Here is a 17,646-nt window from a genome sequence, read left to right on the forward strand (position 1 = left end):
CTGAGGGCGGATGGCCGCGGAGAGGGCCACGCCCGATGGGCGCGGATTCTAGGCGTTGCTATCACCTGAAAACATCGTCCATCGGTAACGACATCCGACGCCTGACCTCTGCATGCTGCTCGGCGTGATCCTCTACTTCCTCGTCGCGACGGCGCTGCTGGCCGTGTGGCTGCTGCCGCCGGTGCGCGTGCGGGCGCAGGCCTGGACACTCGGGCTCGTCGGCGGCGGGCGTTCGATGTCGCAACGCTGGCTCGGCGCCGGCGGGCGGCTCGCCGCGCAGGCCCAGGGCCGCACCGCGTCGGCGCTGGCCGACGGCTGGCGCGGCCTCGTGCAGCGGCGCTGGCGGCTGGCGGCCGCGTTCGCAGCGCTGCTGCTGCTGCCCGCTGCAGCGCTGCTGCTGCGCGGCTGGCACCGCTTCGACGGTTACGACCACACGGTGGCGCGCGCCGTCGATGAACGCATCGCCGCGCTGCTGCAGGGCGAGCAGCTGGTGCCCCCGCCCCCGCTGCCGCCGGAGATCTTCGCCACCGCGGAGCTGGCGGTCGCCAAGCCGCTGATCGGCAGCGCGAGCCGCCAGTGGGAGCTGCTCGACCCCGATTTCCGCCAGCGCCTGCTGCTGGTCTTCAGGCAGCTGAAGGAACAGCACGGCGTGGACGCGGTGCTGCTGGAAGGCTACCGCAGCCCCGAGCGCCAGGCGGCGCTCGCCGCGCTCGGGCCGGCGGTGACGCAGGCTGCGGCTTTCGAAAGTTATCACCAGCACGGCCTGGCCGCCGATGTCGCCTTCCTGCGCGAGGGCCGCATCGTGATCGCCGAGACCGACCCGTGGGCGAAGCGCGCCTACGAGCACTACGGCGCGCTCGCCGAGTCGCTCGGCCTGCATTGGGGCGGTCGCTGGCGAACGCTGCTCGACTACGGCCACGTCGAGCTGCGCCGCGCCGGCGCGGTACGCCCCGCGCCTCGCTGAGGCCGAACCGAACGAAAGGAACGTGTCGATGCCCCGTCCCGTCATCATCCTCGGCGACCGTCACAGCCATGGCGGCTTCGTGATCTCCGCCGCGCCGGCCACCGACACCCACGGCGTGCCGATCGCGCGGCTGGGCGACAAGGTGAGCTGCCCGGTGCCGGGCCATGGCATCAACGTCATCGCCACCGGCGATCCCACCTGCATCGTCGACGGCCAGCCGGTCGCCCGCGACGGCGACATGACGGCCTGCGGCGCGCGCATCTTCCACTCGCAGCATCCGACGATCGACCACCTGTGAACGCTGCCGCCGCAGCGCCCGCCCCTGCCCGCGACCCCTGGCCCCGATGACGACGATCCTGAAGCACACCGCGATGCTGGTGGCGATCTGCTGCCTGGCCTGGCTCGGCATCACCTGGCATTGGCGCAGTGCCGGCCACGCGCCCAGCGGCGACGAGCTGCTGCGCTACCTGGTGCTGCTGCCGCTGGTCGCGTTCGGCCTGGTGCTGCTGTTGCGCCTGGCCTGGCGGTCCGCGGTGGCCCGCCAGGCGGCGGGTGGCGCCGTGGCCGCGGCGTCGGCCGGTGCAGCCAGCGGCAGCGCGGCCGCTGCTTCGCCGCCGGCCGCGCAGGACGCCCCGCCGCTGCAGCTGCTGGCCGCGCACCTGTGTTGCGCCGCCGGTTCCGACCCCTCCGACTTGGTGGGCGCCGCGAAGGCCAACCAGCCGCTGCCCGCGCTCGATGCGCACCTGACGAATGCCGACGGCCTGCCGGTGATGAGCCACCGCATCGCGGACCTGCCGCTCGCCGAGCTGAACGAGTCGCTGCCGACGCTGCCCGAGGACGAGCCCGTCGCGCTGCACGTGCAGCGCGCGCTCGCCGCGCTGCAGGCGCCGTTGGCGGGCGCGCTGCTCGCGCTGTCACCGTGGCGCGAGCGCTTCGCCGACCCCGATGCCGACCTCGAGATCGCCGGCCAGGGGCTGCCCACGCCGCCGTCGGCGACGCTGCGCTGGCCGCGGCTGCAGGTGCTGATGAGCTGGCCAGCCGCGTGGTCCGATGCCGAGCGTGCGCTGGCCGAACGCTGGACGCGCGAGCAATGCGCTGCGGGCCCGATCGAACCCTCGCAGCTGCGCTTCCACGGCAGCGTGCTGTCCGGCGCCGAGCTGTGGCTCGATGTCGAGCGGCGCCTGCAGCGCCCCGATCCGCAGGCGGCCGACGCGCCGTCCGCGCCGCTGCTGCTGCTGGCCACGCACAGCGACCTGAGCGACGACGCGGTCGCCGCGCTGGAGCACCAGCGCCGCCTGTTCGATGCCGGCGCCCACCCGCGGGGCCTGATGCCGGCCGAGAGCGCCTGCGCGCTGCTGCTGGCGCCGCACGACTGGCCGGCCGACCCGCAGGCCGACGACCCGCCGCTGCGGCTGCACCGCGCCGCGGCGCTGCGGCGCGACAAGTCGGTCGAGGCGGCCGGCGGCGTGTCGAGCCAGACGGCGATCGACGTGCTCGCCGGCGCGCTGGCGCACGCGAAGCTGCCGGCGTCCGAGCTCGGCGGGCTGGTCTGCGACGCCGACCGCCATTCGCAGCGCGGCACCGAGCTCTTCGGCGCGACCTTGAAGCTGCTGCCGCAGCTCGACCCCGCCGAGCACCTGGCGATGACCGGCAGCGTGGCCGGCCATGGCGGGGCCGCGCCGCTGATGCTGATCGCCGCCGCGGCCGCGCTGGCCAAGGCCGAGCGCCGACCCTGCGCCGCGCTGTCGCTGGGCGACACGCACTGGCGCTTCGCCCTGCTGGCGTGCGCGCCGGCGGCGTCCTGACCGCACTGCTTCCGCGATGAACCGCTTCTGGTCCCTGCTGTTCGATGCCCGCGTGCTGGCCGTGCTCGGCCTCACCGCGCTGGCCGCCTTCCTGTTCCTCGGCGCGCGCGAGCTCGAAGTCGCGCTGGTCTGGGCCGGCCTGCTGCTCGGTGCCGCGCTGCTGATCGCGCTGGTCGCCTGGCTCGTCAAGCGCGTGCGCGCCCACCGCGCCGCCAGGCGCCTGCAGGAGGCCATCGAGGACGATGCCGAACAGGCCACGCTGACGATCCGCGCCGAGGACCGCGTGCCGGCCGAAGCGCTGCGCGACCGCCTGCTGAGCGCGGTGAGGACGATCCGCAGCTCGCGCCTCGGGCAGCTCAGCGGCGCCGCCGCGCTGTACGAGCTGCCCTGGTACATGGTCATCGGCAACCCGGCCGCCGGCAAGAGCAGCGCGGTGATCAAGTCGGGCCTGAACTTCCCGCTCGCGGCCGATGGCAGCCGGCTCGAAGCGGCGGTGGTGCAAGGCATCGGCGGCACGCGCAACTGCGACTGGTTCATGACCAGCGAAGGCATCCTGCTCGACACCGCCGGCCGCTACGCGGTGCACGAGGAGGACCATGCCGAGTGGCTTGGTTTCCTCGGCCTGCTGAAGAAGCACCGGCCGCTGGCGCCGATCAACGGCATCGTCGTTGCCGTCAGCGTCGCGGAGCTGATGCAGGGCAAGCCCGAGGGCGCGATCCAGCTCGCCAAGCGCCTGCGCCAGCGCGTGCAGGAGCTGACCGAGAAGCTCGAGGTCTTCGCGCCGCTGTACCTGGTATTCACGAAGGCCGACCTGATCGCCGGCTTCGTCGAGTTCTTCGAGGACTTCGATCGCGCCGAGCGCGACCGCGTATGGGGCGCAACGCTGCCCTTCGTGCCCGAAGCGGGCGGTGGGGCCGGCGGTGCGGCCGGCGGCACGAACGACGGTGCCGGCCGCATCGATGCCGTCACCGCCTTCGACCGTCACTTCGACGAGCTGCGCGACGGCCTGAAGGAGATCGCGCTCGCGCGCATGTCGCTGCAGCGGGGCGAGGCGCTGCCGACGGGTCTGCTGACCTTCCCGCTCGAGTTCGATGCCGCGAAGCCGGCGCTGCGCGCGTTCGTCGCCACGCTGTTCGAGGACAACCCCTATCAGTTCCGCCCGGTCTTCCGCGGCTTCTACTTCACCAGTGCGGTGCAGGAAGGCTCGGCCAGCAGCCGCGCCAGCGACGAGGTGGCACGCCGCTTCGCGCTGGGCGCGCGGCGCGAGCGCACCACCGCGCGCGTGGTCGCCGCCAACGGCTTCTTCCTGAAGGACCTGTTCCAGCGCGTGATCTTCGCCGACCGCCACCTGGTGCAGCAGTACGCCAGCCGCTCGCGGCAGCGGCTGCGGCTGGCGGCCTTCGCCGTCGCGGTCGGCGTGCTGGCGATCGCGCTGGCCGGCTGGAGCTGGGCCTGGCTCGGCAACCGCCAGCTGCTGCAGGACGTGCAGGCCGACCTCGCGCAGGCGCAGCGGCTGCAGGAGGGGCGCGTCGACCTCGGCGCGCGGCTGGAGGCGCTGGAGCTGCTGCAGTACCGCATCGAGCAGCTCGCCGGCTGGCAGGACAAGCGCCCCTTCGGCCTCGGCTTCGGGCTGTACCAGGGCGAGGCGATCGAGCGCAAGCTGCGCGACGAATACTTCGCCGGCCTGCGCCAGGTGCTGCTGCAGCCGGTGGCGCGCGCGATCGAGGGCTACCTCGGCGAGGTCAACAGCCATGCCGAGCAGCTGCAGCCGCTGACGCGGCCGCCCGAGTCCGGCGCGCGCGTCCTGACCACGGCGCTGACCGGCACGCCGGCCGCCGCCACGGGCGCGGTCTCGGCCGCGGCGGCGTCCACCGCGCCCGCACCTTTGTCGCGTTATGCGGACGCCTCCCCCACCGACGTCGAGGATGCCTACAGCGCGCTGAAGACCTACCTGATGCTCGCCGAGCGCCAGCGCATGGAGCCCGGCCACCTGAAGGACCAGATCGCGCGCTTCTGGCGCGGCTGGCTCGAGCAGCAGCGCGGCAGCCAGCCGGCCGATGTCTACAAGCGCCGCGCCGAAGGCCTGATCAGCTTCGCGATGGCGCAACTGCAGGACCCGGCGTTCCCGACGCTGGACAACAACTTCACGCTGGTCGATGCGACCCGCGCCAACCTGCGCCGCGTGATGCGCGGCATGCCGGCGCGCGAGCGGGTCTATGCCGAGGTCAAGGCGCGGGCGTCGACGCGGTTCGCGCAGGTCACGGTGGCCAACATCGTCGGCGAGGCCGGCCGGGGCGTGATCGCCGGCAGCGCGGTGGTGTCGGGCACCTTCACCCGCGAGGCCTGGGACGGCTACATCGAGAAGGCCTTCAAGGACGCCGCCAACGGCGAGCTGCAGAGCACCGACTGGGTGCTGCAGACCGCTGCGCGCGACGACCTGACGCTCGAGGGCAGCCCGGACCACATCCGCAAGTCGTTGACCGAGCTGTACAAGACCGAGTACGTGCGCGAGTGGCAGCGCTTCCTGCAGGGCATCGCGGTGGCCGAGTTCCCGAACTTCGGCGTCGCCGTGCAGCAGATGAACCGCCTCGGCGACCCGGCCGCCTCGCCGATCAGGCAGGTGCTGACGACCTTGAACGACCAGACCTCGTGGGACAACCCGACGGTGCTCAACGAGCGGCTGGGGCAGGTGCAGCGGGGCTTCGTCGAGTGGTTCAGGCAGAGCATCCTGCGCATGGCGCCGTCGCGCGTCGACGTCCGGGTCGATGTCGCGGGGCCGGACGGCGCGGTGCCGATGGGACCGATCGGCCGCGAGTTCGCCGCGCTGCACAAGCTGATGACACCGCGCGACCCCGGCGCGACGCCGCTGCTGGGCGAGTACCTCAAGTCGCTGGGCGCTATCCGCACCCGCTTCAACGAGATGGCCACCCAGGGCGACCCCGGACCGGCCGCGCGCAAGCTGATGGCCGCGACGCTCGAAGGCGGCCAATCCGAGTTCGCCGGCGCGGTGCGCCTGGTCGAGGAGCAGATGCTGGCCGGCATGAGCGACAGCGCGCGCGCCGCGCTGCGCCCGCTGCTGCTGCGGCCGCTGATGCAGGCCTTCGCGGTGCTGCGGCCGCCGGCGGAGACCGAGCTGAACCGCGCCTGGGCCGCGCAGGTGCACGAGCCCTTCCAGCGCACGCTGGCGGGCAAGTACCCGTTCGACGCCCAATCGAAGGTCGAGGCGGTGCCGCAGGAGATCGGCAAGCTGTTCGGGCCGGGCGGCGCGGTCGCGAAGTTCGCCGACGAGTCGCTGGGGCCGCTGGTGCTGCGGCGCGGCGACAGCATGGTCGCGCGCACCTGGCTCGACATGGGCGTGCGCCTGAAGCCCGAGTTCAGCGCGCAGTTCGCCGGCTGGGTCGCGCCGCTCGAGGGGGCGGCCGGCGGGGGCAGTGGCGGCGCAGCCACCGCAGCGGCGCCCGCGGGCCCGGCGCAGACCAGCTTCCAGGTCCTGCCGCAGGGCGCGCCGGCGCTGAGCGAATACACCGTCGAGATCGACGGCCAGGTGCTGCGCTACCGCAACGGCGCCGCGGTGTGGACGCCCTTTGTCTGGCCGAACGCCGCCGGCACGCCGGGCGCGCGCATCACCGGCGTGACGGTCGAAGGCCGCAGCGTCGAGCTGCTGAACGTGCCCGGCCGCTTCGGGCTGCAGCGCATGTTCGAGACCGCCGAGCGACGCAAGCTGCCCGACGGTGCCCACGAGCTCAGCTGGTCGCAAGGGCCGGTCGCGGTGACGCTGCATTTGCGCGTCATCAGCCAGCCCGGTGCCAGCGCCGCCGCGGCCACGGCTGCACCGGCCACCGCCAACGGCGGCCTGCGCGGGCTGAAGCTGCCGGCGCTCATCGCCGGCGGCGACGACGCGTTGCCGGCCGCGGTGCCGGTCGCGCTGGCGGCGTCGGCCGCCGGGCGCGCAAAGGTGTGGCCATGAGCGCGCCCGGCCGCTCCGAAGCGCGAATCCCGCAGCGCGCAGTGCGCAGGGGTGCGCCATGAGCCGTCCGGCAGCCGTCGAGCTGGTGTATTTCGGCAAGCTGCCCTCGCGCGGCGACTTCCTGCGCAACGTCGACGGCGACGGCCTGACGCGCCGCCTCGACCAGTGGCTGACCTCGGCGCTGGAGCTGATGGCCCGCGATCCGCGCTGGAAGGAGGTCTACGACCAGGCCGGGGCCTGCAGCTTCGCCTTCCTCGGCGTGCGCAGCCGCGCGCTGGTGGCCGGCCACCTGCTGGCGAGCACCGATGCCTCGGGCCGCCGCTTCCCGTTCGTGATCGTCGGCAAGCTGGAGGTCGATGCGCCATTGGCCTTCATGCAGCGCGCGCCGATGGCGTTGACGCAGCTGTGGCGCGAGCTCGCGCAGCGCGCCGACGCGGCGCATGCCGCCGATGATGCGGTGCCGCTGCTGAACCAGCTGAACGACTGGCGCGGCCGCATCGAGACCGACCCGCTGGCCTTCGAAGCCGGCTACCGCGACTTCCTCGAGCTGCAGACCATCGGCTCGCTGCAATCGCAGCTGGTCGCCGCCGCGCCGCAGGCCGACCTGCGGCGTGCGCTGCTCGCGCTCGGGCTGCTGCTGCAGCCGGTGCCGGCCAGCGGCGCGCACCGGCTCGAGAAGGGCCTGAAGCTGCCGCTGCCACACGATCCGGCGACGCAGGCCTATGCCGCGACCTGGTGGCTGGACCTGGTGGCGAAGTTCCTCGCCCGCGGCGACTTCGAGATCGGCCTGTTCCTGCCGCGCACGCTGCCCGGTCGCGCGCCGAGCCTGGCGGTGGGCTTCTCCGGCGACGCACCGTCGCTGCTGCATGCCGCGCTCGACCAGGTGGCCGCGCGCGAGCAGTTCGTCGACCTGCTCGCGCCGCTGTGGGTCGACGAATCCGCCGATGCCGACTACGCGCTGCGCAAGCTCGGCAGCTACCTGCAGCAGCCGCCGCTGTCGCTGGCGCAGGCGCGCGCCACCTTCAACGAAGCTTTCCTGGGGGAGTGATGAGCTCGCACGGCCGCCCGAAGGGCGAATTCCCCCTCGGGGGGACGGCGCGTAGCGCCAAGGGGGCAACATGAGCCCGCACGGCCGCCCGAAGGGCGAATTCCCCCTCGGGGGGACGGCGCGCAGCGCCAAGGGGGCAACATGAGCACCGCAAAGCCCCGCCGCCGCAGCGGCCTCGCCGCGCCGGGCACGCTGCTGGCCGCGGCCCTGCTGACGGCCGCGGCGTCCGCGCAGACGACCGCGCCCGCCGCACTCGCTGCCGCGTCGAACGCGCCCAAGGTCGTGGTCTCGGGCACCGTGCCCGATGAATCGACGCGCGCGGCCATCGTCGCCCGCGTGCGCGCGCTCTACGGCGCCGAGCGCGTGGTCGACCAGCTCGGCGTCGCGGCGCTGGCCGCGCCGCCGAAGTGGAGCGAGCAGGTGCAGAAGCTGATCACGCCGGACCTGAAGCGCGTGACGCAAGGCCAGCTGCGCATCGAAGGCAACGTGGTCGAGGTGGCCGGCGCAGTCGACAGCGCGCAGACCCAGGCGCTGGTGCTCAAGGGCCTGTCGGCGCGGCTCGACAACCCGACCTACAGCGTGCGGGATGCGCTGCGCATCGGCGCCAGCGGCCAGCAGCAGCTCGACGCGGCGATCGCCAACCGCATCATCGAGTTCCAGACCGGCAACGCGACGTTGACGCCCGAGGGCCAGCGTGTGCTCGACGACCTGCTGCCGGTTCTGCGCCAGCTGCAGGGCCGGCGCTTCGAGATCGTCGGCCACACCGATGCCGAAGGCGGCCGCGCGAACAACCTGCTGCTGTCGGCCGCACGGGCCGACAGCGTCAAGGCCTACCTGGTGCAGCAAGGCATCCCGGCCGCGGCGCTGGTGACCTCCGGCCTCGGGCCGGACCGGCCGCTGGCCGACAACGCCACCGCCGCCGGCCGTGCGCGCAACCGGCGCATCGAGTTCCGCCTGCTCGCCTAGCAGACCATCGGCGCGGCCATCGCTGGCCGCGGAGGGCCGTCAGTGGTTCGACGGCGGCGGTTCGACGCCGAGCAGCTCTTCCAGCTGCGACAGCGCGCCGTCGTCCTTGACCACGCTGCGCAACCAGCCGTGCAGGTCGGTCGAGCCCCAGCGCGCGGCCTTCTCGGCGAGGTAGGCGACGGGGCTGTGGGGCTCCGTGCGGCGGAAGAACTCGGCCACCTGCTTCAGCTGCTGCAGCGCCTGCGCGCGGTTCTGCGGCGGGCCGCCGGTGCCCGCGGACGCGGCGCCGGCTTTCGCGGCACCGTTGGGCGCCGGTGCACCGTCCGATGCGCCATCGAGCGGGGTGTCGGCCTCCGCCGGCAGGTCGTCGAGCAGCGCCTTCAGCGCCTCGCGCGCCGCGACGAAGCTCGGGCCGTCGGCGCCGAGTCGCTGGTCGATGCATGCCTGCAGCGCGACCAGCGCCCGCAGCGCTGCTTCGGCGTCCGCGCGCCGCAGCGGCACCGCGGCTTGATCGCGCGCCAGCCGCACCAGCGGCGTGCACCGCGTCAGCAGCCAGTTCAGGCTGCCGATGCGCTGTTCGCTGTCGCCGCCGTCGGGCAGCGGATGCAGGTCGTCCCAGTGCCGCTCGACGAGCCCGGTGCACAGCGCCAGCCCGTCCGCCAGGCCGGCCAGCCCGCGCCGCTGCGCCCACGCGTCGGCCAGCCAGCCGGCCAGGCGCAGGTCCTTGCTGCGGGTGCGCAGCAGCTGCATGCACAGCGACTCGACACCCGCCCAGTCGGCGACCTTCGGCTCCTTGCCCTTTTCCTTCCACTCGCCCAGCGGCAGCGTCGGATCGTCCTCGCGCCGCAGCTCGGCGATGGTGTCGAACGCCTCGCTGAACGACAGGTCCTCGCCGCAGGGCGAGGCCTCGTCGATGGGGTGCAGCAGCGGCTGCGCGGTGGTGAGGTCCATCGTGTCGGCGAAGCGTCGAGAGCAGGCCCGGCATTGTGCCGGCGCCTAACGCGCAAGATGGGCGAACGGTTCGTTACGAGCGCCGAGGAATTGGGGGGATGCGCGCCACCCGGCGCCGTCATCGGGCGGCGGAGGCGAAGGTTCGGACCGTGGGCCGGTGCCGGCCGGCCGCCTCGGCGGGGCGACTCCCGATACGCCCGCGTTACGAAATTCTGGTTGAATCGCAGCTTCCCGGCCCTGACCGCGCCTCGCGCGGAGCGTCTCTTTCCTCCCTGAGCCGCTGACCGGGTTCCGGCCCCCGCGCCCGCGCGGGGGCCCTTTTTTCGGCCCGCCCGTGGATCAGCCGCGCCGCGCGAGCTCGGCGGGCGCAGACGGCGCCGGGCCGGTGCGCATCGCGCGTTGCGCGATCGCCAGCAGCGATTGCGCGATCCGGTCGGCCGTCGTCGCCACCTCGTTCAGCCGGCGCCGCTCCTTGACCAGCCCGCCGGCGTTCAGCGCGGCGCTGAACATCAGCCACTGCTGGCGCGCCAGCTCCAGGTCGTCCTGCATGCGGCGGTCGGGCAGGCTGCTGGTCGAGATCGCTTCGAGCGCGGCGCTGAACTCGCCCATCGCCTGCTTGACGTCGACGGCGATCGCCGTCGGACTCGACGCGCCGGCCGGCCCCGCGGCCGCGGCGAAGTTCAGCTTGCCCACGCGCAGCGCGGTGGCGGCCGCGCGGGTCAGCAGGTCGACCAGCGCGGCGCGCGCGGCGTCGCTCATCTCGCCGGACAGGCCGGTGCTGACGAAGCTCATCTGCGCGGCCAGCGCCTCGCTGTCGCGGTAGACCTCCGGCCAGGCGTGGCCCGCATGCGGCCCGGCGCCGTCGAGGCGCTCGACGAAGGCGGTGACGCCTTCGGCCAGCCGCGCCACCTGGCCGCGGCGGCGGCCGCTGAGGCTGGGATCGGCGCGCAGCAGCTCGAGCGCGCCGAGCACGCGTTGCCGTTCCTTGCCCAGCTCGTCGCGCGCACGGGCCGGGTCGGTCGAGGCCGCCAGCTCGAGCCGCAGCTTCGCGAGCCGCTCGACGCCTACGCGCAATTCGGCCGCCGCCAGCACCGCCGCGCCGTCGGCCGCGCGGGCCATCGGCGCCGCGAAGGCGGAACCGAGCGTGAGCCCGCACGCGATGGCGAAGGCGGCCGCGGCGCGGCGTGCCGATGGGCGGCCGATGCCGGCGCGCGTCCCTGGTGTGTGCATGTCCCAACCCCTTGCGAAGAGCCGGGCATGCTAGGGAGAACCCGAGTCAGGCCGATGACAGCACGGCGTAGTCCCGCGCGATCGCCGCCGCGAGCCGCGCGTTGTTCAGCACCAGCTGGATGTTGGCTGCCAGGCTCACGCCGCCGGTCAGCTCGTTGACCTTGGCCAGCAGGAACGGCGTCGCCGCCTTGCCGCCGATGCCCTGCGCGGCGGCGTCGGCCAGCGCCTGGGCGATCGCGCGGTCGATGGTGTCGCGCGGCAGCGCGTGCGCCGCGGGGATCGGGTTGGCGACCACCACGCCGGATGCGAAGCCCAGGGTCCACTGCGCGTGCAGCAGCCGCGCGATCTCGGCGGGGTCGTCGAGGCGGCGGTCGACGCCGAAGTCGCTGTCGCGGCTGAAGAACGCCGGCAGCCGGTCGGTGCGGTAGCCGATCACCGGCACGCCGTGGGTTTCCAGGTACTCCAGCGTCAGCCCGAGGTCGAGGATCGATTTCGCGCCGGCGCAGACCACCGCCACCGGCGTGCGCGCCAGTTCCTGCAGGTCGGCGGAGATGTCGAAGCTCGTTTCGGCGCCGCGGTGCACGCCGCCGATGCCGCCGGTGGCGAAGAGGCGGATGCCGGCGAGCGCCGCGACGATCATCGTCGCGGCGACGGTGGTCGCGCCGGTGCCGCCGCGCGCGACCAGCGCGGCCATGTCGCGCCGGCTGACCTTCGCGACCTCATGGCCGCTGCGGCCGAGCAGCTCGATCTGGTCCTGCGCGAGGCCGGCCTTCAGGCGGCCGTCGATGATCGCGATCGTCGCCGGCACCGCGCCGTGCGCACGCACTTCGGCCTCGACCGCCAGCGCGGTGTCGGCGTTCTGCGGCCACGGCATGCCGTGCGAGATGATGGTCGATTCGAGCGCGACGACCGGGCGGCGTTCGGCGAGCGCGGCGGCGACCTCGGGGTGGATGTCGAGCAGGGGGTGGTGTGGGCTCATGCCGGATTGTCGGCCGCCGCGATGGCGATGGACGGCCGGCGACGCTGCAGCGCGCGCACCGAACGTTCGCTCAGCCCGGGATGGTTGCTGGCATCGATGCCCACCGTCAGCGCCGCGCAGCCGAGCGCGAAGTCGGCGGCACGTTCGAGCGGCCAGCCCGCGCGCTGCGCATGCACCAGGCCGGCCATCAGCGCGTCGCCGGCGCCGGTGACGTTGCGCACCGGCACCGGCCAGGCCGGCCGCTCGCAGACCGCGCCGCCGGCCTCGCTCAGGCGCAGCCCGTCGGCGCCGAGGCTCATCGCCAGGCGCCGCACGCCCTGCGCATGGAACCACGCGGCGGCGCGCTCGCGCTGGCGCGCGGTGCGCGTCGGCAGGCCGCTCAGCACCTCGGCCTCGAGCCGGTTCAGCTTCAGCGTGTGCAGCCGGGCCAGGCCGGTGCGCAGGCGTTCGCACTTGGCGGCGGACACCGCGTCGGCATGCAGCGCTGCGTCGATGGGCTGGTCGAACAGCCAGCCGAGCGCCGCCTCGCACAGGTTTGCGTCCACCACCACCGCCGCCGCGCGGCGCAGCCGGCCGGCTTCGGCCGCCAGCGCGTCCGGCCCCAGCGCATCGAGCACCGCCATGTCGTTGACCGCCTGCAGCAGCCGGCCGTCTTCGGCATGCAGCGACAGGTAGCGCGCGGTGCGCGCGCCGGCGATCACCCGGCAGCCGCCGGCATCGACCCGGGCCGCCGCGGTGAGGCGCTTCAGCCGGCGCCCGTCGTCGTCGTCGCCGACCGCGCTGACCAGCCGCACCGCATGCCCCAGCCGTGCGAGGTTCTCGGCGATGTTGCGGGCGACGCCGCCGGCGGCGGTGTGCACGCGGCCCGGCGTCGAATCACCGGGCCGGGCCGGCGCGGTCGCCCGGCCGGCGATGTCGAGGTTGGCGCCGCCGATCACGACGATGCGCGCTGCAGAGGTGGGCATCGGACCAGCTTAACAAGCGGGTCCGACCGACCCGCGGTGCAACAATCTCCACCGATGTCCGCGCTGTCCCTCGATCGCTCCCGTCTGTACCTCGACCTGATCCGCTGGGACCGGCCCGCGGGCTGGCTGCTGCTGCTGTGGCCGACGCTGTCGGCGCTGTGGATCGCGGCCGACGGATTTCCCGGCTGGCACCTGCTGGGGGTGTTCATCGGCGGCACGATCCTGATGCGCAGTGCCGGCTGCTGCGTCAACGATGTCGCCGACCGCGAGTTCGACCGCCACGTCAAGCGCACCGCGCAGCGGCCGGTGACCAGCGGCGCGTTGAGCGTGGGCAACGCGCTGCGCTTCGGCGCGGTGCTGGCGCTGCTGGCCTTCGCGCTGGTGCTGACGACCAACCCGCCGACCATCCTGCTGTCCTTCGCCGCGCTGGCGATCGCGCTGGTCTATCCGTATGCGAAGCGGGTGGTGTCGATGCCGCAGGCGGTGCTGGGCGTGGCCTTCAGCTTCGGCATCCCGATGGCCTTCTCGGCGGTGCAGGGCGGCCGCGAATGGAGCCTGCAGGCGGTGGGCGCCGCGGTGCCGCCGCATGCGTGGTGGCTGCTGCTCGGCAACCTGTTCTGGGTGCTGGCCTACGACACCGCGTATGCGATGGTCGACCGCGACGACGACCTGAAGATCGGCATGCGCACCTCGGCGATCACGCTGGGGCGCTTCGACGTCGCGGCGATCATGGCCGCGTATGCGATCTACCTCGGCAGCTGGGCGGCGATCGGCCGCACGCTGGGCCTCGGCGGCTGGTACCTCGTCGGCATCGGCGTCGCGGCGGCGCTGGCCGCCTGGCATTTCACGCTGATCCGCCACCGCACGCGCGAAGGCTGCTTCCGCTCGTTCCGCATCAACCACTGGATCGGCGCGGTGGTGTTCGCCGGCGTGATGCTGGACCTGGCGCTGCGCGGCTGACGCCCGCTTCGGACGTCAGCTTCCGAACTCGTCGCCCAGTTCCTTCGCGCGCTGCTGCGCCGCGCGCACGGCCCTGACGATCGCCGCGTGCACGCCGTCGGCGCGCATCGATTCGAGCGCCGCGTAGGTCGTGCCGCCCTTGGAAGTCACGCGCTCGCGCAGCACCGACGGTGGTTCGTCCGACTGCGCGGCCAGCGCCGCGGCGCCGTCGAAGGTGGCCAGCGCGAGGCGCTTGCCCTGCTCCGGCGTCAGCCCCATCGCGGCGGCGGCGTCCATCATCGCCTCGACGAAGTGGAAGACATACGCCGGGCCCGACCCGGACAGCGCGGTCACCGCGTCGAGGTCGGCTTCGGCGGCCACCCACATCGTCTGCCCGGTCGGCGCGAGCAGCTGCTCGACCAGCGTGCGCTCCGCCGGCTGCACCGCGGCGGTGGCGAACAGCCCGGCGATGCCGCGGCCGATCAGCGCCGGCGTGTTCGGCATGCTGCGCACGATGCGCGCGCTGCCCGCCTCTGCCCCGATGGCGGCGGCGATCGATGCGCAGCGGATCCCGGCCATCACGCTGAACTGCAGCGCGCCGCCGATGTGCGCCGCGCAGGGCGCCGCGGCTTCCTTGAAGAGCTGCGGCTTGACCGCCCAGACCACCACCGCCGCCTCGCGCAGCGAGCCATCGGCCGCCGCCAGCGTGCGCACGCCGAAGTCGGCCTGCAGCTTCTCGCGCTGCGTGGCGCCGGGGTCCAGCACCAGCACGCTGGCCGCCGGCCGGCCGGTCTTCAGCAGCCCGCCGATCAGCGCGCTGGCCATGTTGCCGCCGCCGATGAAGGCGATCGTCGGGTGGGCGGAGGGGGCCAGGTCGAGTGCGTTCATGCGCCGCAGTGTAGACAGCGCCGCCGTGGCGAACCGGCCTGCTGCGCCGCGTCATACCCGGGAACGGACGGGTTATGCAAAGAATGCATGATGCAACACAGCGGTTACGGCGGTCCCTACAGTGCGCGCCGGAACGGGCCGCAGCGCGGCTCACGAAGCCGACAGGCTCCCGTTTCGAACCATTCCCAACAGGACCCTTTCATGACCCTCTCGTACGTCAACCCGACTGCCGACAGCCCGTGGGGCACCTACCTGTCGCAGGTCGACCGCGTGATCCCCTACCTGGGGCCCCTGGCCCGCTGGGCCGAGTCGCTGAAGCGCCCGAAGCGCGCGCTGATCGTCGACGTGCCGATCGAGCTGGACGATGGCACGGTCGCGCACTACGAGGGTTATCGCGTGCAGCACAGCCTGTCGCGCGGTCCCGGCAAGGGCGGCGTGCGCTACCACCCGGACGTCACGCTCGAGGAGGTGATGGCGCTGTCGGCCTGGATGTCGATCAAGAACGCCGCGGTGAACCTGCCCTACGGCGGCGCCAAGGGCGGCATCCGCGTCGACCCGAAGAGGCTGTCGACCAAGGAGCTGGAGCGCCTGACGCGCCGCTATACCAGCGAGATCGGCATCATCATCGGCCCGCAGCAGGACATCCCGGCACCGGACGTCAATACCAACGCCCAGGTGATGGCCTGGATGATGGACACCTACTCGATGAACACCGGCGCCACGTCGACCGGCGTCGTCACCGGCAAGCCGATCCACCTGGGCGGCTCGCTGGGCCGCGTCAAGGCCACCGGCCGCGGCGTGTTCGTCACCGGCCGTGAAGCCGCGCGCCGCATCAACCTCGAGCTCGAAGGCGCGCGCGTCGCGGTGCAGGGCTTCGGCAACGTCGGCTCGTCGGCCGCCGAGCTGTTCGGCCAGGCCGGCGCGAAGATCGTCGCCGCGCAGGACCACACCGGCACCATCGTCAACTCGAACGGCCTCGACCTCGCGACGCTGATCCCCCACGTGCGCGACACCGGCGGCGTCGCGGGCTTCAAGGGCGCCGAGGTCTGCGACAACGAGGCGTTCTGGGACCTGCCGGTCGACATCCTGATCCCCGCCGCGCTCGAAGGCCAGCTCAACGCCGACCGTGCCCGCCGCGTGCAGGCCAAACTGGTGCTCGAAGGCGCGAACGGCCCGACGACGCCGGCGGCCGACGACATCCTCGCCGACCGCAACATCCTCGTCGTGCCCGACGTGATCTGCAATGCCGGCGGCGTGACGGTCAGCTACTTCGAGTGGGTGCAGGACTTCTCGTCCTTCTTCTGGACCGAGGACGAGATCAACCTGCGCCTGGACAAGATCATGGTCGGCGCGCTGCGCAAGATCTGGGACACCGCCGACCAGCACCGCGTCACGCTGCGCACCGCGACCTTCGCCGTCGCCTGCGAGCGCATCCTGATGGCGCGCCAGGAACGCGGCCTGTATCCGTGACCCACCCCCGAGTCGGCCTGGCGGCCGCCACCCCCTCAAGGGGGCGACACCAGCGGCCCGGCGGAGCCGGTTCCGCGGTGTCCTGCTTGGGAAAACCCCGTGGATAGATGTTCGGTCGTTCGCGATAGCAGTTGGATAATTCGCCGCCATGGCCGACACCGCCCCGAATCCCACACCGCCCGCCGCCCCGGCGGGCGCGAGCCCTGCCGATCGCGGGCTCGACAAGATCGACGCCCGCATCCTGCGCGCCCTGCAGAAGGACGGCCGCATCTCGAACCTGAAGCTCGCGGAACAGGTGCACCTGTCGCCCACCGCGGTGCTCGAACGGGTCAAGCGCCTGACGCGCGACGGCTACATCCTCGGCTACGAGGCGCGGCTCAATCCCAGCAAGCTCGGCGCCGGCATGATGGTCTTCGTCGAGGTGCTGCTCGACCGCACCGCACCGGACGTGATGGACATGTTCAAGGCGGCGGTGCAGGCCCGGCCCGAGATCCTCGAATGCCACCTCGTCGCCGGCGGCTTCGACTACCTGATCAAGACCCGTGTGGCCGACATGCGCGCCTACCGCGAGATGATCGCCACCGTGATCTGGAGCCTGCCCGGCGTGCGCGAGACGCGCACCTACACGGTGATGGAAGAGGTCAAGAACCACACCGCCTTGCCGATCTAAGCGCGATCCGACCGTGATCTGAGCCCGATCCGAGCCGGCCGGCGCATTCGGCGCACGAGACCGAATGCCGCACATCGCTCGCCGCGCGCGGGCGAATTCAGTGAAAGCCAACCGTCGATCTGCGGCACCGTAGCGGAACGTCTAGCCGTTCGCCCGATGCACCCGTTCGACGACATCGATGCCCAGATCCTGCGCCTGCTGCAGGTCGACGGCCGCCTGCCGAAGCAGAAACTCGCCGAGGTGGTCGGCCTGTCCGCCGCGGCGACCCATGAACGCGTGAAGCGTCTCGTCGACGATGGCTACATCCTCGGCTTCGAGGCGATCCTGAACCCGGCCAAGCTGGCCGCCGGCATGCTGGTCTTCGCCGAGGTGCGGCTCGAATACACCGGCGCGAACGTTTCCGATGCGTTCCGCGCGGCGGTGCAGCAGCGGCCCGAGATCCTCGAGTGCTACGAGGTCGCCGGCTGCTTCGACTACATGATCAAGACCCGCGTCGCCGACATGGCGGCCTACCGCGATCTCGTCGCCGCGGTGGTCTGGCGCCTGCCGGGCGTGCGCGACCTGCGCACTTTTGCGGTGGTCGAGGAGGTGAAGCACACGGCGCGCATCGCGGTGTGAGTGGATGACTGGTTGCGCCCCTTGCGGTCGTTCGCATGCGTAATCGAAGGACTGGCGACTTGTGGAGCGACAAAGGCGCGGTCGGGCAGCCCGCACCGCGCGACTCCGGCGGTCGGCCCCGGGGGGGCCGACTTCCCGGGCTCGAGCGGCTCGGGGGCGCGCCGTCCATTTAGCTCCACTCGCTGC

At 73.0% G+C, this 17,646-nt stretch carries 15 protein-coding genes; 10 read left to right on the plus strand and 5 right to left on the minus strand.

The window, feature by feature from the left end:
- The first annotated feature begins 112 nt into the window (after nucleotides 1–112).
- From P1K89_RS21200 to P1K89_RS21225, 6 genes are all read left to right on the plus strand, one after another.
- On the plus strand, nucleotides 113–964 hold the full coding sequence (locus tag P1K89_RS21200) for a M15 family metallopeptidase (protein WP_284618499.1): 852 nt from the start codon (nucleotides 113–115) through the stop codon (nucleotides 962–964).
- A 28-nt stretch (nucleotides 965–992) separates the two neighbouring features.
- Nucleotides 993–1,262, plus strand: coding sequence for a PAAR domain-containing protein (locus P1K89_RS21205; protein ID WP_284618500.1), 270 nt, complete (start codon nucleotides 993–995; stop codon nucleotides 1,260–1,262).
- Nucleotides 1,263–1,308: 46 nt separating this feature from the next.
- Nucleotides 1,309–2,769 carry a hypothetical protein gene (locus tag P1K89_RS21210; protein ID WP_284618501.1) on the plus strand — a complete coding sequence of 487 codons (1,461 nt, stop codon included), beginning with the start codon at nucleotides 1,309–1,311 and terminating at the stop codon, nucleotides 2,767–2,769.
- Between the two features lie 16 nt (nucleotides 2,770–2,785).
- Nucleotides 2,786–6,736, plus strand: coding sequence for a type VI secretion system membrane subunit TssM (gene tssM / locus P1K89_RS21215; RefSeq protein ID WP_284618502.1), 3,951 nt, complete (start codon nucleotides 2,786–2,788; stop codon nucleotides 6,734–6,736).
- A gap of 58 nt (nucleotides 6,737–6,794) precedes the next feature.
- The gene (gene tagF, locus P1K89_RS21220) at nucleotides 6,795–7,784 is read left to right on the plus strand and encodes a type VI secretion system-associated protein TagF (RefSeq protein WP_284618503.1); all 990 of its coding nucleotides are present in this window, start codon (nucleotides 6,795–6,797) and stop codon (nucleotides 7,782–7,784) included.
- 141 nt (nucleotides 7,785–7,925) lie between these two features.
- Nucleotides 7,926–8,750 (plus strand): OmpA family protein, encoded by an 825-nt coding sequence (locus P1K89_RS21225; protein ID WP_284618504.1) that lies wholly within the window; start codon nucleotides 7,926–7,928, stop codon nucleotides 8,748–8,750.
- A gap of 39 nt (nucleotides 8,751–8,789) precedes the next feature.
- Here P1K89_RS21225 and tssA read toward each other — a convergent pair whose 3' ends face one another.
- From tssA to P1K89_RS21245, 4 genes are all read right to left on the minus strand, one after another.
- Nucleotides 8,790–9,701 carry a type VI secretion system protein TssA gene (gene tssA / locus P1K89_RS21230; RefSeq protein ID WP_284618505.1) on the minus strand — a complete coding sequence of 304 codons (912 nt, stop codon included), beginning with the start codon at nucleotides 9,699–9,701 and terminating at the stop codon, nucleotides 8,790–8,792.
- Nucleotides 9,702–10,040: 339 nt separating this feature from the next.
- Nucleotides 10,041–10,931 (minus strand): hypothetical protein, encoded by an 891-nt coding sequence (locus P1K89_RS21235; RefSeq protein WP_284618506.1) that lies wholly within the window; start codon nucleotides 10,929–10,931, stop codon nucleotides 10,041–10,043.
- A 46-nt stretch (nucleotides 10,932–10,977) separates the two neighbouring features.
- A complete protein-coding gene (locus P1K89_RS21240; RefSeq protein ID WP_284618507.1) occupies nucleotides 10,978–11,910 on the minus strand; it encodes a pseudouridine-5'-phosphate glycosidase in 933 nt (310 codons plus the stop codon).
- Complete coding sequence (locus tag P1K89_RS21245) at nucleotides 11,907–12,875, minus strand: PfkB family carbohydrate kinase (protein WP_284618508.1); 969 nt, start codon at nucleotides 12,873–12,875, stop codon at nucleotides 11,907–11,909. Before P1K89_RS21245 ends, P1K89_RS21240 begins: the two co-directional genes overlap by 4 nt.
- Nucleotides 12,876–12,929: 54 nt before the next feature.
- Between P1K89_RS21245 and ubiA the strand changes: the two genes are divergently transcribed.
- Nucleotides 12,930–13,835: a 4-hydroxybenzoate octaprenyltransferase gene (gene ubiA, locus P1K89_RS21250; RefSeq protein WP_284618509.1), complete on the plus strand. Its 906-nt coding sequence runs from the start codon at nucleotides 12,930–12,932 to the stop codon at nucleotides 13,833–13,835.
- A 15-nt stretch (nucleotides 13,836–13,850) separates the two neighbouring features.
- On the opposite strand, the gene proC is transcribed toward ubiA, so the two are convergent.
- The gene (gene proC / locus P1K89_RS21255) at nucleotides 13,851–14,702 is read right to left on the minus strand and encodes a pyrroline-5-carboxylate reductase (protein WP_284618510.1); all 852 of its coding nucleotides are present in this window, start codon (nucleotides 14,700–14,702) and stop codon (nucleotides 13,851–13,853) included.
- Between the two features lie 201 nt (nucleotides 14,703–14,903).
- Between proC and P1K89_RS21260 the strand changes: the two genes are divergently transcribed.
- From P1K89_RS21260 to P1K89_RS21270, 3 genes are all read left to right on the plus strand, one after another.
- Nucleotides 14,904–16,172 carry a Glu/Leu/Phe/Val family dehydrogenase gene (locus P1K89_RS21260; protein ID WP_284618511.1) on the plus strand — a complete coding sequence of 423 codons (1,269 nt, stop codon included), beginning with the start codon at nucleotides 14,904–14,906 and terminating at the stop codon, nucleotides 16,170–16,172.
- A gap of 148 nt (nucleotides 16,173–16,320) precedes the next feature.
- Entirely contained in the window at nucleotides 16,321–16,842 is a 522-nt protein-coding gene (locus tag P1K89_RS21265) for an Lrp/AsnC ligand binding domain-containing protein (protein ID WP_284618512.1), read from the plus strand.
- Between the two features lie 156 nt (nucleotides 16,843–16,998).
- Nucleotides 16,999–17,460 (plus strand): Lrp/AsnC ligand binding domain-containing protein, encoded by a 462-nt coding sequence (locus tag P1K89_RS21270; protein ID WP_284618513.1) that lies wholly within the window; start codon nucleotides 16,999–17,001, stop codon nucleotides 17,458–17,460.
- The last annotated feature ends 186 nt before the right edge of the window (nucleotides 17,461–17,646 follow it).

The sequence above is a fragment of the Aquabacterium humicola genome, from assembly GCF_030167915.1.
GTDB classification, from domain to species: domain Bacteria; phylum Pseudomonadota; class Gammaproteobacteria; order Burkholderiales; family Burkholderiaceae_C; genus Pseudaquabacterium; species Pseudaquabacterium humicola.

Bases quoted from the DNA above. Each gene is read 5' to 3' on its own strand.
- P1K89_RS21205 (WP_284618500.1), top strand. From the start codon at position 993: ATGCCCCGTCCCGTCATCATCCTCGGCGACCGTCACAGCCATGGCGGC.
- proC (WP_284618510.1), bottom strand. From the start codon at position 14,702: ATGAACGCACTCGACCTGGCCCCCTCCGCCCACCCGACGATCGCCTTC.
- P1K89_RS21200 (WP_284618499.1), top strand. From the start codon at position 113: ATGCTGCTCGGCGTGATCCTCTACTTCCTCGTCGCGACGGCGCTGCTG.
- P1K89_RS21235 (WP_284618506.1), bottom strand. From the start codon at position 10,931: ATGCACACACCAGGGACGCGCGCCGGCATCGGCCGCCCATCGGCACGC.
- P1K89_RS21265 (WP_284618512.1), top strand. From the start codon at position 16,321: ATGGCCGACACCGCCCCGAATCCCACACCGCCCGCCGCCCCGGCGGGC.
- P1K89_RS21270 (WP_284618513.1), top strand. From the start codon at position 16,999: ATGCACCCGTTCGACGACATCGATGCCCAGATCCTGCGCCTGCTGCAG.
- P1K89_RS21240 (WP_284618507.1), bottom strand. From the start codon at position 11,910: ATGAGCCCACACCACCCCCTGCTCGACATCCACCCCGAGGTCGCCGCC.
- P1K89_RS21245 (WP_284618508.1), bottom strand. From the start codon at position 12,875: ATGCCCACCTCTGCAGCGCGCATCGTCGTGATCGGCGGCGCCAACCTC.
- tssM (WP_284618502.1), top strand. From the start codon at position 2,786: ATGAACCGCTTCTGGTCCCTGCTGTTCGATGCCCGCGTGCTGGCCGTG.
- tssA (WP_284618505.1), bottom strand. From the start codon at position 9,701: ATGGACCTCACCACCGCGCAGCCGCTGCTGCACCCCATCGACGAGGCC.
- P1K89_RS21210 (WP_284618501.1), top strand. From the start codon at position 1,309: ATGACGACGATCCTGAAGCACACCGCGATGCTGGTGGCGATCTGCTGC.
- ubiA (WP_284618509.1), top strand. From the start codon at position 12,930: ATGTCCGCGCTGTCCCTCGATCGCTCCCGTCTGTACCTCGACCTGATC.
- P1K89_RS21260 (WP_284618511.1), top strand. From the start codon at position 14,904: ATGACCCTCTCGTACGTCAACCCGACTGCCGACAGCCCGTGGGGCACC.
- P1K89_RS21225 (WP_284618504.1), top strand. From the start codon at position 7,926: ATGAGCACCGCAAAGCCCCGCCGCCGCAGCGGCCTCGCCGCGCCGGGC.
- tagF (WP_284618503.1), top strand. From the start codon at position 6,795: ATGAGCCGTCCGGCAGCCGTCGAGCTGGTGTATTTCGGCAAGCTGCCC.